We start from the raw sequence: 17,678 nt of genomic DNA on the forward strand, positions 1-17,678 counted from the left end.
GGCCCAGGCGGGTGTGTCGGCGGCGCCTGTGCCGGGCCCGGTCTCGCTGATCGGCCTGGGGCCCCATCCGGCTTCCGTGGGGGTGCCGAGGGGGCGTCCGGGGTCGGGGACGGCCCTGGGCGGCGAGGCGGCTTGATCGGGAGCCTGGGGGGCCCAGGCGGGCTGGGCGGACGCGGACGAACGGGACGGCTCGCCGGCTGCGTCGGAAATCTGGGGGGCCCAGGCGGGCCTCGTCGGGGCGTCGACAGCCCACTCGGGGGCATCGGAAACCCCTGCGGGGTCGGAAGCCGAGACGGGCGTTCCGGGCATAGGGGACGCGGAGGCGGGTGCTCCGGAGGGGCCAGGGCCGGGGGCGGAGGTCCCGAAAGCGGAGGCGTCAGGGGTACCGGGGGTGCCGGGGGCGCCGGATCCGAAGGCCGGAGGGGTGGCGGCCGAGGTCGGGGTGGAGGGAGCGCCGGCGGGGGTGTTCGGCGCGCGGGTCGGCCAAGGGCCGGTGTTTCCGCGGGGGGCCCGGGAGGTCGCGACGGTGTCTTCGCCGACTCTCGGGCCCTGGGAGGCGTCGCCCCCGGGAGGCGCGAAGGGGGCGCCGGTGGCGGGTACGGGCGCCCCGAAGGCGGTGGGAGGCCCAGGGACGGCGAAGGGACCGGAGGCTTCGGAGGAGCCGCCCGCACGGGGGCCGGAGGTCCCGGGAAGGCCACCGAGCCCAGAAGACGCGCCTGGCGCGCCGGGTCCGGAGGACACGCCTGCAGGCCGGGGCCCAGAGGAGTCGCCTGGGGCACTGAGCCCAGAGGAGGCGCTTGGGGTGCCCGGTCCGGAGGACGTGGCTGGGGTGGCGAAGGGAGTGCTGATGGTGGGCGTGGAGGAGGTTGGGGGTGGGGGAGCGGTGGGGTCGGGGGTGTCGTCGGCGAACCAGTCGTAGGGGGCCGAGTCGTCGCCGGCCACCTCCCACGGCTGTACGCCGGCGGACGCCTCCGCCGGCTCCGGTGGAGTGCCACCTGGAACCCGCGTCTCGTCGCCGGTCGGTTCACCTGACGGAGAGAACGCCGACGGGACGCCGCTGCCGATGCGGCCGAAACTCGGCGGTGGCATCGGTGATGCGGTCGTACGGTCGGCTTCCCTGCGATCGTGCTCGGACCCGGGTTCCTGGCCACGCATAGGGCGAGCCTAGCGAGAGTAGCGAGATCGTTATGTCGGTATGGGGGTTCCTCGCGGGATCCGCCGCCCTCTTTGGGGGGTTATCGGGTGGGATGCCGGTTCAGCTGAGGGCGCTGCCCGTCATCGAACGGTTGTCCAGAGCCTTGAAGACGGTCGCGTCGCTGAGGTCCTTGATGGCTTCGAGGATGCGCTTGGATTCCTTCTTGTCCGGCTTGCTGCCGTCCTTGTTCTGGAACCACACCATGATCGCGTAGTGGCCGTGCGTCGAGATCTTGGCGCCGCCGCTGCCCGAGCCGAGCATCTTGGTGACGCTGTCCTTGCCGGCCAGCGGCTTGACGTAGTTGCTCGCGTCGCCGACCTTGGCCACCTTGCTGGCGGTGCCGCTCGTCTTGAGGTTGGCCACGCCGATCGTGCCGATCACCTTGCCGGACTTGTCGCGGAAGCTGGCCCGGAGGAGCTGGGTGCACTTGCCCGACTTGAGCGCCTTCTGGAGCTTGTCGCCCAGCGCGCCGTCGGTGCACTTCTTGTCCTTGCTGGTGACCGTCATCTCGTACGCGCGTCCCGAGACGTTGATCTTCTTGGTCGAGCCGAAGATCTCCTTGACCGTGATCGGGTCGGGGTCGGTCTTGCGCTCGGCCGCGAAGCCGTACTTGCCGGGCGGGGCCGAGGGGAGCGGCGCGGAGGTCCTGGTGGGGGCGCCGGCCGCGGCGGTGCTGGGACCGTCCGCGTTCCACATCAGCGCCAGGCCGCCGCCGAGCAGGCCCAGCAGCAGGACGCCGCCGATCGCGAACCACAGCGGGGCGCGCGAGCGCTTGCCCTCGTCGTAGGGGCTCCAGCCGACCCGGCTCTGCTGCGGCTGCGGCGACTGCTCGGACTGACCCGCCTGCCCTGACTGCCCCGGTTGTCCTGGCTGTCCCGGCTGCGCCGACTGCTCGGACTGCGACGAATAGGGCGGCTGACCGAACGCCCCCGACTGGCCGAACGATCCGGACTGGCCGAACGATCCGGACTGGCCGGGCTGCTCCGGCGGCAGGAACTGGCCGGTGCGGGCGGACGGCGGCGGCTGCGAAGGCCCGGGGAACGGAGACTGCGAAGACGGTGGCTGCGGGAACGGAGACTGCTGAGTGGTCTCGCTCTCGGCGGCGCGCTCCCTGCGCGAACGGCGGGGACCGCTGTCCATGCCACGTTCCTCATTGCCGTTGGAAACCATGCGGAGACATTACCGTGATGTGCGTCATTGAGTTCCGAAGTCCTGGGTCCACCATGGGCCGTCCGGTCCGGCGGCGACGCCGACGCCGATGGCCTTGAGGGTGCAGTCCAGGATGTTCCTGCGGTGGTCGCGGCTGTCCAGCCAGCCGCGTACGGCCTGCTCGGGCGTGCTGTAGCCGTTGCCGATGTTCTCGGCGGCGCCCCAGTGGTAGCCGGCGCGGTCCATGCGGTCCCAGGGGGAGGCGCCGTCGGGGGAGTTGTGGGCGAGCTGCCCGGTTCGGGCCATCTCCAGCGAGTGCTCGCGCGCCGAGCGTCCCAGCCTGCCGTCCACCCGCAGCGGCCCGCAGCCGTGCTCGGCGCGGGCGGCGTTGGTGAGCGTGACGACCTGGGCGGCCATGCCGGGGATCACCTTGGCCTGGTCGCCGCCGCCGGTGAACACCTGGGTCGGGTCGTCCGGGGCGTCGAAGCCGGCGATCTGCCCTTCGGGGGTCTTGGCGGGCCTGGGGGTGGACCTGCCGCGCGGCGTCCTGACCGTGCTGGCCTGCCGCGGGATGCGGTCCAGCTCGGGCTGGGCCTTCTGCCCGGCGGTGGGCGCGGGACGCGCGGTGGCCGCGGCCGGCGGGGCGGTCTCGTTGAGGTAGATGTGGGCGGTGGGCTCGACGTCGTCGGACAGCCGGCCGAGCAGCACGCCGGTGAACAGCGCGGCCATCAGGCAGGCCAGCACGCCCAGGCTGTTCCGGCGCCGCGCGCCCCGCTGGGTTTGCCGGGTGTGAGAGTTCCGCCACATACCGCAGCTAACGATAGAGATGTCGGGTACTGGGAAAGAAGGGATCCCAGGGAAACGAAATGGAACCGTTCTGCTGTCGGGTAGACTCGTGCAGGGTTACCGGTCTTTTGACCTGCGCGCCGATAGGCGGGTAACCTAATCGTTCGTTGTGTGCATAGGTCCAGCGTGACCGATGCGCGGCGCGTCCGGCGTCATCTCCCATCATCAAGCCCATCGGGCTCGGGAGACGGAAGGTCCGGGCTGCCGTGTGCCCGCACCGACCGACCCATGTAGCTGTCGCATCCGACAGCGCCGAAGACGCGAGCAAAAGAAGGCTACGACCGTGCGCACGTACTCACCGAAGCCCGCCGACGTCCAGCGTCAGTGGTACGTCATCGACGCGACCGATGTCGTGCTGGGCCGGCTGGCCAGCCACGTCGCGAACCTGCTCCGCGGCAAGCACAAGCCGATCTTCGCCAACCACGTCGACACCGGTGACTTCGTCATCGTCATCAACGCCGACAAGATTGCGCTGAGCGGTAACAAGCGTGAGCAGAAGAAGGCCTACCGTCACTCGGGCTACCCGGGCGGTCTGCGTTCCGTCACCTATGGCGAGCTCATGGACAAGCGGCCGGAGAAGGCCGTCGAGAAGGCCGTCAAGGGCATGCTGCCGAAGAACTCCCTCGGCCGGAAGATGGCCAAGAAGCTGAAGGTCTACGCGGGTTCCGACCACCCGCACCAGGCTCAGCAGCCGGTGCAGTTCCAGATCACCCAGATCGCCCAGTAGTAGTTCGAAAGAGTTAGAGGAGAACCGTGGCTGAGCCCACCGGTGTCGAGACGGTCGTCGAGACCGAGCTGGAGGAATTCTCCGGCGAGGACTTCCCGTCCGAGTACACCACCGAGTCCGCTGCCAGCGCTGACGCGCCCGTGCGCAAGCCCGTCACCACGGGTAACTCGTACGGCACCGGCCGCCGCAAGGAGGCGATCGCCCGCGTGCGCATCGTCCCCGGCACCGGCAAGTGGACGATCAACGGTCGTTCGCTGGACGTCTACTTCCCGAACAAGGTCCACCAGCAGATCGTCAACGAGCCCTTCGTGGTCCTCGGCGCCGAAGAGGCGTTCGACGTCATCGCGCGCATCGACGGGGGCGGCGTCACCGGCCAGGCCGGCGCGCTGCGCATGGGCCTGTCCCGCGCCCTGGCGATCCTGGACGTCGACGTCAACCGCCCGCCGCTGAAGAAGGCCGGCTTCCTCACCCGTGACGCCCGCGCCACGGAGCGGAAGAAGTACGGCCTCAAGAAGGCCCGCAAGGCTCCGCAGTACAGCAAGCGCTAAATTGGCGCGCCTTTTCGGCACCGACGGGGTACGTGGGGTCGCTGGTCGCGACCTCACGGCCGAGCTCGCCATGGACCTGTCCGTGGCGGCCGCCCATGTACTCGGTGATGCGGGCGCGTTCGCGGCCACGGGACGTCGTCCCGTGGCCGTCGTGGGCCGGGACCCGCGAGCCTCCGGGGAGTTCCTGGAGGCCGCAGTGGTCGCCGGCCTCGCGGCGTCCGGAGTGGATGTGCTGCGCCTCGGCGTGCTGCCCACCCCGGCCGTCGCCCATCTCACCGCCGCGCTCGGCGCCGACCTCGGCGTCATGCTGTCCGCCTCGCACAACGCGGCGCCGGACAACGGGATCAAGTTCCTGGCCAGGGGCGGCTTCAAGCTGTCCGACGCGGTCGAGGACGAGATCGAGCGCCGGCTCGGTGAGAGCTGGTCCTTCCCCGTCGGTTCGGGGGTCGGCCGCGTGCGCGACGCGTACGGCGAGGCCGACCGCTACATCTCGCACGTCCTGACCACGATGACCGCCGCGCTCGACGGCCTGCACGTCGTGGTCGACTGCGCGCACGGCGCCGCCCACATGGTCGCGCCCGAGGCGCTGGTGCGTGCGGGCGCCCGGGTCGAGGCCATCGGCGCCAGGCCCGACGGGCTCAACATCAACGCCGGGCACGGCTCCACCCACCTGGACAAGCTCCAGCAGGTGGTCGTGTCCAGGGGCGCCGATCTGGGCGTGGCCTACGACGGCGACGCCGACCGCTGCCTGGCGGTCGACCACACCGGCACGGTCGTCGACGGCGACCAGATCATGGCGGTGCTCGCCGCCGCCATGCACGGCGACGGCCTGCTGTCCAAGGACACCGTGGTCGCGACCGTCATGTCCAACCTGGGCTTCAAGCTGGCGATGCGCGAGACCGGCATCACCGTGATCGAGACGGCGGTCGGCGACCGTTACGTGCTCGAACGCATGAAGTCCGACGGGTTCAACCTGGGCGGCGAGCAGTCCGGTCACGTCATCCTGCTCGACCACGCCACCACGGGCGACGGCCTGCTCACCTCGCTCCACCTGCTGGGCGTTGTGGCCAAGTCGGGCGTCCCGCTGAAGGAGCTGGCCTCGGTGATGACCCCGCTGCCGCAGATCCTGATCAACGTCAAGGACGTCGACAAGGGCAAGGCGTCGGTGCCCGAGCTCATCGCCGCCGTGGCCGAGGCCGAGGCGGAGCTGGGCGAGACCGGCCGGGTGCTGATCCGGCCGAGCGGCACCGAGCCCATGATCCGGGTGATGGTGGAGGCCGCCTCCGAGGAGCACGCCAACCAGGTGGCGGGCCGCCTGGCCGACGTGGTCCGTACGGCCTGCGCCTCCTGACGCGCCTGGGCGGGTACGGCCGCGTGCCGTACCCGCCGGGCCGCTACTCGTCGCCGGTGAGGGCGAACACCCGCAGCCTGCGACCGGCCCAGAAGACCGCGCCCACGGTCACGATCACCAGCGCCGGCACGGCGAAGCCCATCGTGACGTCCGACCTCAGGAACGGCGAGTCGGAGAGCTGGTCGGCGATGGTGTTGGCCCACGCCTGGATCGAGAACTTGCGGGCCCCGGCCATGATCCCCGCCACCGTGACCTCCCAGACGAGGGCGTAGATGACGCCGATCGTGACCGCGTGCTTGGTCACGACCCCGAGGAGCAGGAACAGCGCGGCGTAGGCGACGCCGGCGACCAGGGCGCCGAGGGCGAAGCCGGTCGCGATGCCGTCCTCGCCGCCCACCAGGATCCAGGCCGCCACGTACGTCGGCAGAGCCCCGAACAGGGCCATGAGCGAGGCCGCCACCACGAACTTGGTCAGGGCGATCACGGGCCTGGAGATGGGCTTGGACATCAGGTGGATGACGGTGCCGTCGTCGATCTCCGGCGCGATGACGCCGGTGCCCGCGATGACCCCCAGCAGCGGCAGCATCGCCGCGATCGCGAACTTCTGCATCAGGTCCACGGCCAGCTTCTGGTCGGCGCCGGTCGCCACGCGCAGCAGCACGGCCAGGGCGATCAGGGCCAGCGGGAGCAGCAGGAGCAGGATGATGCGGCGACGCCCGAGCAGTGAGCGGTACGTGATGCCGGCGACCACGGTGTTCATTCAGGTGCTCCTGTTGATCAGGTAGGAGAAGACGCTCTCCAGGTCCTCGTCGGCGGGGGAGACCTGGTGCAGGCGCACGCCCTCGTCGCGGGCGACGCGGGGGAGCAGCCGGGCGAAGCGCCGCAACTCGGTCGCCTGCACCTCCAGGCCGTCCGGGCGGAGCGTGATGCCGCCGGCCGACTCGTCGCGGATCAGGGCCGCGGCGAGCTTGCGGTCGTCGCTGGAGCGGATGACGAACAGGTGGGGCCTGTCGGTCATCAGGCGCCTGATCTCGCGGAAGTTGCCCGAGGCGGCGTGCCGGCCCGACACCAGGACCTCGATGTGCTGGGCGACCCGCTCGACCTCCTCCAGGATGTGCGAGCTGAACAGGATCGTCTTGCCCGCCGTGCCCATGGCGCGGATGAGGTCCATCAGGTGGAGGCGCTGGCGCGGGTCCATGCCGTTGAACGGCTCGTCGAGCAGCAGCACGGCCGGGTCGTGGACGAGGGCGGCGGCCACCTTGACCCGCTGGCGCATGCCTTTGGAGTACGTCTCCACCCGGCGGTCCTTCGGCTCCTCCATCTCGACCGTGGCCAGGGCCTTGCGGGCGGCCTCGACGGGGTCGGGGAGGCCGTGGAGGCGGGCGGCGGACAGGACGAACTGCCAGCCGGTGAGGAAGCCGTACACGCCCTCACGTTCCGGGACCAGACCGATATTTCGATAGATGTGGTGGTTTTTCCAGACCTGGGTGCCGTCCAGCGTGACCGAGCCGCCGGACGGCGCCAGGAACCCGGCCATCATGTGCAGCAACGTCGACTTGCCCGCGCCGTTGGGGCCGAGCAGGCCGGTGACGCCGGGGCCGATCGTCATGGTCACGTCGTTGACCGCCACCACGTTGCCGTACCAGCGGGACACCTGGGAGAGCTCGATCTTCATCGCGAGGCCGCCTTCCTGTAGCGCAGCGCGAGAGCGGCCAGGCCGACGGCGATCAGCACCACCAGGATCGCCGCCGAGGCGGGACCGCTCGGGTACGCGCTGTCGGCGTGGGACGGGGTGCCGAACAGCCACGACTGCACGGAGTCGACCAGCCAGAACGGGTTCATCAACCAGGCCCAGGGAGCCGACGACTCGTTCCCGGTGCTGAGCATCGTGCCGTAGAGCAGCGGCACCGACGCCGAGGACAGCAGGTAGACCGTCATCACCGAGGCCACCCCGAGCCCGCGCCGCGGCGTGAAGGAGGCGAGGGCCAGCCCGAACGCCGACAGCAGCAGCGCCAGCACCAGCGCCATGAGCAGTGCGCCGAGGAACTCGCCGGTGGCCGGCGGCCCCGGCAGGTCCACGACCAGCTCGCCGACCCACAGCAGCGTCAGCGGCCCGCCGATCAGCAGGAACAGCGCGGCGGTCATCGCGATCACCTTGGCGGCCACGTACTGGAAGACCGAGATCGGCCGCGACAGGTACAGGGGCAGCACGCGGTGGCGCAGGTCGGGGGCGACGACCGTGGGGGCCTGCGAGGCCAGGAAGATGGCCACCACGGCCTGCATGACCACCGCGAACCCGCTGTAGGGGATGAGCCGCTGCTTGGCCAGCGCCATGGACGCGATCGACACCACCATGGGCATCAGCATGATGACGACCAGCGCGAACGGCACGATCTTGCTGCGCGCCGGACGGCCGAGCCCGAAGACGCCGCGCAGGCTGTGGACGGTGAGCGCGCGGGTGGCGTACGCGCCGCCCATGCGGGGGCCGTCGTAGTGCCGGTAGCCGATGTCGTAGATCTCAGACATGGGCCGCCTCCTCCCTGAAGACGTCCTCGATGCGGTGGCGTCCCTGTTCGAGGCGGATCAGGCACAGGTCGAGGTCGACGGCGGCGTCGCGGACGGCGTCGTAGGTCTCGGGCCCGAGCACCTTGACCACCAGCAGGCGGCCCTGCTGGGAGACGGTCTGGCCGGTCTCGGTCAGCCGCCGGGCCAGCGGCTCAAGGCCGTCCTCGACCTCGACCGTGACCGTCTGGGTGGCCTGGGTGAACTCCGAGATCGCCGACGAGCGCAGCAGGCGGCCGCCGTCGATGACGATCACGTGGTCGCAGATGCGTTCCAGCTCGCCCAGCAGGTGGGAGGTGACCAGCACGCTGATGCCGAACTCGGTGCCGATGCGCCTGATCAGCGTCAGCATCTCGTCGCGGCCGCGCGGGTCGAGCCCGTTGGTCGGCTCGTCGAGGAAGACGAGCTTGGGGTCGTGCACGAGAGCCTGGGCCAGCTTGACCCGCTGCTTCATGCCGGTGGAGTAGCCGCCGATCGGGCGGTAACGCTCTTCGGCCAGGCCCACGTGGCGCAGCACGTCGGCGGCGCGCTCGCGGGCGGCCGTGCGCGGCAGCCCGGAGATCCTGGCGAGGTGGACGACCAGCTCGGTCGCGGAGACGTCGGGAGGGAGGCATTCGTGCTCGGGCATGTAGCCGACGAGCCGGCGGATCTCGGCGCCCTGCGCGGTCACGTCGAGGTCGAGCACCCGCGCGGCGCCCTGGCTGGGCGGCAGCAGGCCGAGCAGCATCTTGATCAGTGTCGACTTGCCCGCGCCGTTCGCCCCCACCAGCCCGGTGACGCCGGATCCCACGGTCACCGTGAGCCCGTCGACCGCGGTGACGGTGGGGAAGCGTTTGGTCAGCCCCTCGGTGGCGAGGATGTGCATGTGGCGGACCCTACCCGGCGCGGGGTGGGCCTGGCCTCGTTCACACGGATGAACGCTGTCCTACTTGAGGCCAGAATTTCCGCTGGACCACCAGCGTGGCGGTGCCCGAGATGACCATGCCGAGGATGTTCACCGCTAGCTGCGATACCGACCCGGAGACCTCCTTCCAGTCACCCAGAGCGAGTGCGACGGCGAGGTAACCGGCCGCCGGGACCGTGGTGACCGAGATGAACACGCCGATCAGGGCCGAGGACTTGCCCGCTGTCACCGACAGGACGCCCGCTGCCCCCGCCAGCAGGGCCACGATGAACGACCATTTGTCGGGAGTGACGATGAAGTGGACCTCGGATGTGGCGCCGAGGTTGTTCTCGGTGATCCAGCCGAGCCAGGTCGAGACCAGCGCGCAGGCGAAGGTGACGGCGATCGCCACTGTGAAGCCCACGACCAGAGTCCTGAATGAGCTGATGATCAGGCGCCAGCGCCTGTGCAGCAGGCCGAAGCAGATCGCGGCGATCGCGCCGAACTCCGGGCCGAGCACCATCGCGCCGACGATCAGGATGGGCGAGTTCTGCAGCACGCCGATGCCCGCGAGCTGCGTCGCGATGGCCAGGAAGGCCAGGTAGGCCCAGGTGATGCGGGACTCGCTGGAGACCTTGTGGGCCAGCTCCTCCCACACCACCGCGTCGTCGGGGTCGCCGGGCGCCTCCTCGACCGCCGCCGTGGCGGCCCTGGACAGCGACAGGTCCACCTGCTCGATGGCGATCGAGCCGACGTCCTCCACCCACTTGAGCCGGCTGATCACCTCGTTGGCCGCCTCGCGGGCGGCGTCGCAGAGGACGACGTCGCCCGCCGGCTCGCGGGCCGCCCCGGGCAGCACGATGACGTTGGTGACGCCCGTGCACTCCTGCAGCAGCGCGACGGCCTCGTCGGTGCGCTCGGCGGGGATGATCAGTCGGAGATGCAGCACCCCGCCATTGTTGTCCATCGGACATTGACGTCGCGTTGACCGTCGTACGCGAGGCTGCCTCACATGACACGCTTCAGATGCCACGATCACGGTGAGGACTGCTGGTTCGCCGACATCGACGACCAGGAGTGCGCGGGCCGGTTCGCCGCCTACGTCTTCCACGAGGTGTTCAGGTCCGGCGAAGCCGTACCCGCCTGACCGCGTGGTCGGCGCCCTTCTGCAGGACGAGGTCGGCGCGTCCCCGGGTGGGGGCGATGTTCTCGACCAGGTTGCGCTCGTTGATGTCGCGCCAGACGTTGACCGCGAAGTCCGTGGCCTGCTCGTAGGTGAGCTCGGCGATGTACTTGAAGTAGGACTTCGGGTCCTCGAAGGCCGTGCGGCGCAGCTTGTGGAAGCGTTCGACGTACCAGGTGCGGATGTCCTCGACCTTGGCGTCCACGTAGATGGAGAAGTCGAAGTAGTCGTTGACGGCCAGGGACGTGGGCGGGGCGGGCTGGAGCACGTTCAGCCCCTCGATGATCAAGATGTCTGGATTTTTCACGACCTGGCGGGCGCCGGGGACGATGTCGTACTCCAGATGGCTGTAGACGGGCGCGTACGCCTCGGGAGCGCCCGCCTTGACCTCCGCCACGAACCTGACCAGCGCGCGCCGGTCGTAGCTCTCCGGGAAGCCCTTGCGCTGCATGATGCCCTTGGCCTCCAGCACCGCGTTGGGGTAGAGGAAGCTGTCGGTGGTGATCAGCTCCACGTGCGGGTGCTCGGGCCAGCGGGCCAGCAGGGTGTGCAGCAGCCGCGCCGTGGTCGACTTGCCGACCGCGACGCTGCCGGCGATGCCCAGGATGTACGGCACGCGCGTCCCCGCGTCGCCGAGGAAGGCGCTCAGCACGCTGCTGCGCTGCTTGGACCCGGTGAAGTGCAGGTTGAGCAGCCGGGTCAGGGGGAGATAGATGTCGGTGACCTCGGTGAGGTCGATGGGGTCATCGACGCCGCGCAGGTCTTCCAGCTCGTCTGCGGTGAGAGTCAAGGGCGTGTTCTTGCGGAGCTCGCTCCACTGCTCCCTGCTCAGTTCCACGTAGCCGTTGTTCACCTAGGCAGCGTAGCGATGGGGGACAAATGCGATCATGGGCGGGTGCGGCGCGGCGGACATCCACAGCCTGTGGATAAAAACGTGGGATTACCAAAGCATGATTCCGGGAAGAAAGACCGGTCCTGACGATCCGGGCGTGCCGGAACCGGCGGGCGGCTACTGTTCCGGACGTAGCCTCCCGGGAGGTCCTGTGGATCGCCGTCGCTTCCTCGCCAACGTGCTGGCCGTGGCCGGGCCCTTCGCCGGGGTCGCCTGCGCCGGGGCCAGGGGCGGCGCGCGGCGCGCCGCCGGCTACGGGCCGCTGCGACCGGTCGCCGACCTGCGCGACGGCAAGGTGCGCCTGCACCTCCCCGACGGTTTCCGCTACCGCTCGTTCAGCGCCGCGGGCGAGAGGTTCACCGACGGCTCCACCGTCCCCGGCAGGCACGACGGCATGGCGGCCTTCAGCGGCCCCAAGGGCAGCACGATCCTCGTACGCAACCACGAGGTCACCGGCCCGGTCGGCGCGTTCGGCGACAAGGGCGCCGCCTACGACCCGGCGGCCGGCGGCGGCACCTCGACCCTGCACGTCACCCGCCACGGCGAGGTGATCAGCAGCGCCCCCTCGCTCAACGGCACCATGACCAACTGCTCCGGCGGCCCCATGCCCTGGCGGGCCTGGGTGAGCTGCGAGGAGACGGTCAACGGCCCCGACGTGGGCGACGACCCGTCCGGGAGCGACAACAGCAAGCTCAGGCGCAGGCACGGCTACCTGTTCGAGGTGCCGGTCGGCGGGGTCGCGAGCGCGCGCCCGATCAGGTCGGCCGGCCGCTTCCCGCACGAGTCGGCCGCCTTCGACCCCGCCACCGGAGCCGTCTACCTCACCGAGGACAACTTCTCCTTCCCCTCCGGCTTCTACCGCTACCTGCCGCCCAAGCACCCGATGCGGGAGGGCCGGCTGCTCGACGGCGGCCGGCTGCAGATGCTCGCCGTCGACGGCGAGCAGCGCGCCGACCTGTCGCGCGGGCAGCGGGCGGGGGCCTCCTACGCCACGCGCTGGGTGGACATCGACGAGCCCGACCCCCGCTTCACCGGCAGGCCGCCGTACGAGGAGGCCGTCCAGGCGGTGGGCCGGCAGGGGCGCGCGGGCGGCGCGGCGATCTTCGCCAGGCTGGAGGGCGCGGTCTTCCACCAGGGCGTGGTGTACTTCGTCTCCACCCAGGGCGGGGCCACCGCGCCGGGCGACCGGCCGCCTCCCGGGTTCGGCGACGGGCGGGGGCAGGTGTGGGCGTACGAGACGTGGAGCGGGCGGCTGCGGCTGGTCTACGAGTCGCCGCGCTCGTCGGCGCTCGACCTGCCCGACAACGTGACCGTCAGCCGGCGCGGCACGCTGGTGCTCTGCGAGGACGGCGACGGCGACAACTTCCTGCGCGGCCTCACCAGGACGGGCGAGATCTTCGACTTCTGCCGCCTCCAGCCGATCCCGGGCGATCCGGGCGCCGAGTTCGCCGGCTCGACGTTCGGGCCGGGCGGTCAGACGCTCTATGTCAACGTCCAGGCCGTCCGGGGGCGCTCGTTCGCCATCTGGGGGCCGTGGGAGCGCGGCCTGTTCTGAGTAGCCTGGGACGATGATCCTGGGTATCGGAGTGGACATCGTCGACATCGCCCGCTTCGAGGCGGCTCTCGAACGTACGCCGCAACTGCGCGAGCGGCTGTTCACCGACGTCGAACGGCCGCTGCCGGCGCACTCGCTGGCCGCCAGGTTCGCCGCCAAGGAGGCCGTGGCCAAGGCGCTCGGCGCGCCGAGAGGGCTCGGGCACCTGGAGGCCGAGGTGCGCTGCGACGAGCTGGGCAAGCCCGAGCTGCACGTGTCGGGCAAGGTCGCCGAGGTGGCCTACGGCCTCGGGGTCAAGCGCTGGCACCTGTCGCTCAGCCATGACGGGGGCGTCGCCGTGGCCTATGTGATCGCGGAGGGATAGTTTCGGATCATGCGCGCGAGGGGGTTCCGTCGCGCGCAGGGAGCGGCGCGAGCGCAACGACCGGAGCGGGGGAAGGCGGCGGCATATGGCGACCGAGCAGCCGAACGGAGTGAGGCCATGAAGACCGCCTACACCGCCGACCAGATCCGGGACGCCGAGCGCACGCTGATGGCGCGCCTGCCCGAGGGCGCCCTCATGCAGCGGGCCGCCCACGGTCTCGCCGCCGCCTGCGCCGACCTGCTCGGCCGGGTGTACGGCGCCCGCGTCGTGCTGCTGGTCGGCAGCGGCGACAACGGCGGCGACGCCCTCTACGCCGGCGAGCGCCTGGCCCGCCGGGGAGCCAGGGTCGAGGCGGTCCTGGCCGGCGCGAAGACGCACGAGGGCGGCCTGCGCGCCTTCCGCGACGCCGGAGGCCGCGTGGCCGGCCCGTCAGCCGTGCGGGACGCCGACCTGATCGTGGACGGGCTGGTGGGCATCGGGGCCGCGGGCGCGCTGCGCGAGCCGTACGCCCGGCTGGCGCGGGAGGCGAACCAGGCCCACGGCACGATCGTCGCGGTCGACGTGCCGAGCGGCGTCGAGGCGAGCACCGGGCGGGTCGCGGGCGTGGCGGTGCGGGCGCGGGTGACCGTGACGATGGGGGCGTACAAGACGGGGCTGCTGGTCGATCCGGGCGCCGCGCACACGGGCCGGGTCGAGCTGGTCGACATCGGGCTCGGCCCCTTCCTGCCCGACCCCGACGTCGCGGCGCTGACCCGCGCGGACGTGGAGGACCTGCTGCCCAGACCCGGCAACGAGTCCGACAAATACCGCAGGGGCGTGCTCGGGGTGGCCGCGGGCAGCGACCTGTACACCGGCGCGGCCGTGCTGGCCGTGGGCGGCGCGCTGCGGGCGGGCGCGGGCCTGGTCCGCTACGCGGGCACCCACGAGCCGGTCCAGCAGGTGCGCGCCCACTGGCCGGAAGCGGTGATCACGCCGCTCGACCGGCCGTCCGTCGAGGACGTGGGACGCGTCCAGGCGTGGCTGCTCGGCCCGGGGCTCGGCACCGGCGACTGGGCGCACGAGCTGGCCGCCCGCGTGCTGGCCTCGGACGTCCCGGTGCTGATCGACGCCGACGGGCTCACGCTGGTGGCCCGCGACCGGTCGTTGCTGCGCAGGCGGGCGCCCGTGCTGATCACGCCGCACGCGGGCGAGCTGTCGCGGCTGATCGGCGTGAGCCGCGACGACATCGAGGCCGCCCGGCTGGAGCACGCCCGCCGGGCCGCGGCCGAGCTGGGCGTGACCGTGCTGCTCAAGGGCTCGACCACGGTGGTGGCCGAGGAGGCCAGACCGGTCCGGGTCAACGAGACCGGCACGTCGTGGCTGGCCACCGGGGGCACCGGCGACGTGCTGTCGGGCGTGGCGGGCGCGCTGCTGGCCCAGGGGCTGTGCTGTTACGACGCGGGCTCGGTCGGCGCGTACGTCCACGGGCTGGCCGGCCGGCTGGCCGCCCGCGGGGCGCCGCTCACCTCGGCCGGGGTGGCGTCGGCCGTCCCGGAGGCCATCCGCTCCGTCCACGGCGAACCCCGTCCTTGAGGCCATCCGCTCCGTCCACGGCGAACCCCGGCCCTGAGCGGCGCGAACCGCGCTCGACCACCCGTCTGAGCTGCCACACTGGAGAGATGTACTCCTCGATGGCCACCCCCGCCGAGGCGCGGGTCGATCTGTCCGCGATCCGGCACAACGTGGCCCTGCTGAAGGAGCGGGCGGGCGGCGCCGAGCTGATGGGGGCCGTCAAGGCCGACGCCTACGGCCACGGGCTGGTGCCCTCGGCCAGGGCCGTCCTTGAGGGCGGCGCGTCCAGGCTGGGCACGGCCTTCGTCGCCGAGGCGCTGGCGCTGCGCGAGGGCGGCGTCACCGCACCCGTCCTGGCCTGGCTGATCACCCCCGGCGAGCCCCTCGACCGGGCCGTGGCACACGACATCGAGCTGTCGGCCGCCCACGAGGGCCTGCTCGACGAGATCGCGGCCGCCGCGCGCCGCGTGGGGCGTCCGGCCAAGCTGCACCTGGAGGCTGACACCGGCATGAGCAGGGGCGGCGCGCCGCTGGCCGCCTGGCCGGGGCTGCTGAGCAGGGCGCTCGCGCTGCGGGCGGAGGGCGTCGTCGAGATCGTCGGCCTGTGGTCCCACTTCGCCTGCGCCGACCTGCCCGGCCATCCCTCGGTCGAGCAGCAGCTGGAGGCGTTCGAGAGCGCGCTGAAGCAGGCCGAGCAGGCGGGCGCCGCCGGGTCGTCGGTGATCAGGCACCTGGCCAACTCGGCCGCCGTCATGACGCTGCCGGCCGCCCGCTTCGACCTGGTCAGGCCGGGCATCGCCATGTACGGCCTGAGCCCCGTCCCCGAGCTGGGCGACTTCGGGCTGCGTCCGGCCATGACCCTGACGGCCAGGATCGCGCTCGTCAAGCGGGTCCCGCAGGAGTCAGGGGTCTCCTACGGCCACCTCTACGTCACCGACCACGAGACCACCCTCGGGCTCGTGCCGCTCGGCTACGCCGACGGCATACTCCGGCACGCGTCGGGAAGAGCCGAGGTGCTGGCGGGCGGGCGCCGCCGGAAAGTGGCGGGCCGGGTGTGCATGGACCAGTTCGTGATCGACGTCGGCGACGACCCCTTGTCGCCGGGCGACGAGGTGGTGCTGTTCGGTCCCGGCGACGGGGGCGAGCCGACTGCCCAGGAATGGGCGGATACCCTCGGCACGATCACGCATGAGATCGTGACCAGGATCGGTTCCCGGGTGCCACGGGTCCACCAGCATGTGACGGCGGGCACTCCGGAGCGGCCATGAGCGGAGAAGGATCGGGGACATGACGACGACAACACGGCGGCGCAGGGTCGGAATCGCCGGCGCGATCGTCGGAGCGGCGTCGGCCGGTGTCGCGGCGGCGGCTCTGGCCAAGCGCTACGCGGTCGGCCGGATCAGGCTGCGGCACGACGAGGAGGCCAGCGAGCCGTTCGGCGAGCTGCGCGGCAGGGAGCGCACGCTCGTCACCTCCGACGGGGTGGCGCTCCACGTCGAGATCGACGGCCCCGAGGACGCGCCGCTGACGATCGTGATGTGCCACGGCTACTGCCTCAACCTCGAATCGTGGCACTACCAGCGCAAGGACCTGCGCGAGAACTACCGCCTGGTGCTGTGGGACATCCGCTCCCACGGCCGCTCGCAGCGCGTGACGGCCGACGACAGCACCATCGACCGGCTGGGCCAGGACCTCGCCGAGGTGATCGAGGAGTTCGTGCCCGGCCCGTGCGTGGTGGTCGGCCACTCGATGGGCGGCATGACGATCATGGCGCTCGCCGACAGCCACCCTGAGCTGTTCGGCAAGAAGATCCGGGCGGTCGCCCTCATCGCGACCTCGGCGGGCAAGCTGGCCGAGCTGACGCTGGGGCTGCCCGCGATGGTGTCCAAGGCCGTGCACAAGGTCGCGCCGTCCACGGTGTCGCTGCTGGGCAGGAAGGGCGCGCTGATCGACAAGACCCGGCACGCGGGCAGCGACATCGCGTTCCTGATCACCCGCTACATGGGCTTCGGCGACTCGGCGAACGTGAGCCCGACCGTGGTCGACTTCGCCGAGTCGATGATCAGGCAGACCCCCACCGAGGTGTTCGCCGCCTTCTACCCGGCCCTGATGAACCACGACAAGCTGTCCGCGCTGCACGTCCTCGACCCGGTCCCGACCGCCATCGTCTACGGCGAGCGCGACTGGCTGACCCCGCCCGACCACAGCAGGGCCATCGCGGCGGCGCTGCCCAAGGCGCAGGTCACCGAGATCCCCGACACCTCCCACCTGATCCAGCTGGAGCGCCCGGGGATCGTCAACGACGCGCTGCGCGACCTGATCAAGCGAGTGGAGTTGTAGTGCGACTGGCGACAGCGGAGGACATGCGGGCCTACGGCGCCCGCCTGGCGGCCCACCTGCGGCCCGGCGACCTGATCGTGCTGTCGGGCCCGCTCGGCGCGGGCAAGACCACGCTCGTCCAGGGGATCGCCGAAGGTCTCAAGGTACGCGGGCCGATCACCTCGCCGACCTTCGTGATCGCCCGGGTGCACCCGTCGCTGCGGCAGGGCCCGCCGCTGGTGCACGTGGACGCCTACCGCCTCGGCGGCGACCTGGAGGTCGACGACCTCGACCTCGACGCCTCGCTGGAGGAGTCGGTCACCGTGGTCGAGTGGGGCGAGGGCCTGGTCGAGGGGCTGGCCGAAGACCGGCTGGAGATCCACATCGACCGGGAGACCGGCGACGACGCCCGCCTGGTGACCCTGCGCGGGGTGGGCGACCGGTGGGCCGACACGCCGTCTGATCCGGCCTAAGGCTAAAACCTCCGTCAATATCCGGCAAAGCTGTCACCCTTGACGTACCTGACCGAAGACATAAATCATGATCGTTGGTC

18 protein-coding genes are annotated in these 17,678 nt (G+C 71.4%); 10 read left to right on the plus strand and 8 right to left on the minus strand.

The annotated features are described in order from the left end of the window. Window positions 1–1,255: 1,255 nt before the first annotated feature. Window positions 1,256–2,335, minus strand: a complete 1,080-nt coding sequence (locus tag ACIBQ8_RS45460; protein WP_397195224.1) for a hypothetical protein — start codon at window positions 2,333–2,335, stop codon at window positions 1,256–1,258. A gap of 54 nt (window positions 2,336–2,389) precedes the next feature. Beyond that, a complete protein-coding gene (locus ACIBQ8_RS45465) occupies window positions 2,390–3,151 on the minus strand; it encodes a CAP domain-containing protein (protein ID WP_397170681.1) in 762 nt (253 codons plus the stop codon). 322 nt (window positions 3,152–3,473) lie between these two features. Between ACIBQ8_RS45465 and rplM the strand changes: the two genes are divergently transcribed. From rplM to glmM, 3 genes are read left to right on the plus strand one after another with little or no spacing between them, the layout of a single operon-like run. Next, window positions 3,474–3,917 carry a 50S ribosomal protein L13 gene (rplM, locus tag ACIBQ8_RS45470; protein WP_352328322.1) on the plus strand — a complete coding sequence of 148 codons (444 nt, stop codon included), beginning with the start codon at window positions 3,474–3,476 and terminating at the stop codon, window positions 3,915–3,917. A 26-nt stretch (window positions 3,918–3,943) separates the two neighbouring features. Beyond that, the gene (gene rpsI / locus ACIBQ8_RS45475) at window positions 3,944–4,465 is read left to right on the plus strand and encodes a 30S ribosomal protein S9 (RefSeq protein ID WP_125644639.1); all 522 of its coding nucleotides are present in this window, start codon (window positions 3,944–3,946) and stop codon (window positions 4,463–4,465) included. A 1-nt stretch (window position 4,466) separates the two neighbouring features. Continuing rightward, on the plus strand, window positions 4,467–5,816 hold the full coding sequence (gene glmM / locus ACIBQ8_RS45480) for a phosphoglucosamine mutase (RefSeq protein ID WP_397170680.1): 1,350 nt from the start codon (window positions 4,467–4,469) through the stop codon (window positions 5,814–5,816). Between the two features lie 43 nt (window positions 5,817–5,859). Here glmM and ACIBQ8_RS45485 read toward each other — a convergent pair whose 3' ends face one another. From ACIBQ8_RS45485 to ACIBQ8_RS45505, 5 genes are read right to left on the minus strand one after another with little or no spacing between them, the layout of a single operon-like run. Next, window positions 5,860–6,576 (minus strand): ABC transporter permease subunit, encoded by a 717-nt coding sequence (locus tag ACIBQ8_RS45485; protein WP_397170678.1) that lies wholly within the window; start codon window positions 6,574–6,576, stop codon window positions 5,860–5,862. Beyond that, window positions 6,577–7,491 carry an ABC transporter ATP-binding protein gene (locus tag ACIBQ8_RS45490; RefSeq protein WP_397170677.1) on the minus strand — a complete coding sequence of 305 codons (915 nt, stop codon included), beginning with the start codon at window positions 7,489–7,491 and terminating at the stop codon, window positions 6,577–6,579. Next, window positions 7,488–8,342, minus strand: coding sequence for an ABC transporter permease (locus tag ACIBQ8_RS45495; RefSeq protein ID WP_397195225.1), 855 nt, complete (start codon window positions 8,340–8,342; stop codon window positions 7,488–7,490). The genes ACIBQ8_RS45490 and ACIBQ8_RS45495 overlap by 4 nt, the downstream gene beginning before the upstream one ends. Beyond that, window positions 8,335–9,243: an ABC transporter ATP-binding protein gene (locus ACIBQ8_RS45500; RefSeq protein WP_397170674.1), complete on the minus strand. Its 909-nt coding sequence runs from the start codon at window positions 9,241–9,243 to the stop codon at window positions 8,335–8,337. Before ACIBQ8_RS45500 ends, ACIBQ8_RS45495 begins: the two co-directional genes overlap by 8 nt. A gap of 40 nt (window positions 9,244–9,283) precedes the next feature. Further along, window positions 9,284–10,210 (minus strand): DUF389 domain-containing protein, encoded by a 927-nt coding sequence (locus ACIBQ8_RS45505; protein ID WP_397195226.1) that lies wholly within the window; start codon window positions 10,208–10,210, stop codon window positions 9,284–9,286. A 63-nt stretch (window positions 10,211–10,273) separates the two neighbouring features. Here ACIBQ8_RS45505 and ACIBQ8_RS45510 point away from each other — a divergent pair, with 63 nt between their 5' ends. Beyond that, a complete protein-coding gene (locus ACIBQ8_RS45510) occupies window positions 10,274–10,408 on the plus strand; it encodes a hypothetical protein (RefSeq protein WP_397195227.1) in 135 nt (44 codons plus the stop codon). On the opposite strand, the gene coaA is transcribed toward ACIBQ8_RS45510, so the two are convergent. Then, a complete protein-coding gene (coaA, locus tag ACIBQ8_RS45515; RefSeq protein ID WP_357982807.1) occupies window positions 10,380–11,282 on the minus strand; it encodes a type I pantothenate kinase in 903 nt (300 codons plus the stop codon). The genes ACIBQ8_RS45510 and coaA overlap by 29 nt on opposite strands. Before the next feature lie 205 nt (window positions 11,283–11,487). On the opposite strand from coaA, the gene ACIBQ8_RS45520 reads away from it, so the two are divergent. From ACIBQ8_RS45520 to tsaE, 6 genes are all read left to right on the plus strand, one after another. Next, window positions 11,488–12,891 carry an alkaline phosphatase PhoX gene (locus ACIBQ8_RS45520; RefSeq protein ID WP_397195228.1) on the plus strand — a complete coding sequence of 468 codons (1,404 nt, stop codon included), beginning with the start codon at window positions 11,488–11,490 and terminating at the stop codon, window positions 12,889–12,891. 13 nt (window positions 12,892–12,904) lie between these two features. After that, on the plus strand, window positions 12,905–13,255 hold the full coding sequence (locus ACIBQ8_RS45525; protein ID WP_397170670.1) for a holo-ACP synthase: 351 nt from the start codon (window positions 12,905–12,907) through the stop codon (window positions 13,253–13,255). Between the two features lie 117 nt (window positions 13,256–13,372). After that, complete coding sequence (locus tag ACIBQ8_RS45530; protein WP_397195229.1) at window positions 13,373–14,827, plus strand: NAD(P)H-hydrate dehydratase; 1,455 nt, start codon at window positions 13,373–13,375, stop codon at window positions 14,825–14,827. A 98-nt stretch (window positions 14,828–14,925) separates the two neighbouring features. Beyond that, on the plus strand, window positions 14,926–16,074 hold the full coding sequence (alr, locus tag ACIBQ8_RS45535; protein ID WP_397195265.1) for an alanine racemase: 1,149 nt from the start codon (window positions 14,926–14,928) through the stop codon (window positions 16,072–16,074). 19 nt (window positions 16,075–16,093) lie between these two features. Next, on the plus strand, window positions 16,094–17,146 hold the full coding sequence (locus tag ACIBQ8_RS45540) for an alpha/beta fold hydrolase (protein ID WP_397170667.1): 1,053 nt from the start codon (window positions 16,094–16,096) through the stop codon (window positions 17,144–17,146). Then, a complete protein-coding gene (gene tsaE, locus ACIBQ8_RS45545) occupies window positions 17,146–17,598 on the plus strand; it encodes a tRNA (adenosine(37)-N6)-threonylcarbamoyltransferase complex ATPase subunit type 1 TsaE (protein WP_352318666.1) in 453 nt (150 codons plus the stop codon). The genes ACIBQ8_RS45540 and tsaE overlap by 1 nt, the downstream gene beginning before the upstream one ends. Window positions 17,599–17,678: the final 80 nt, after the last annotated feature.

This window comes from Nonomuraea sp. NPDC049646 (assembly GCF_044465525.1).
Taxonomy (GTDB): domain Bacteria; phylum Actinomycetota; class Actinomycetes; order Streptosporangiales; family Streptosporangiaceae; genus Nonomuraea.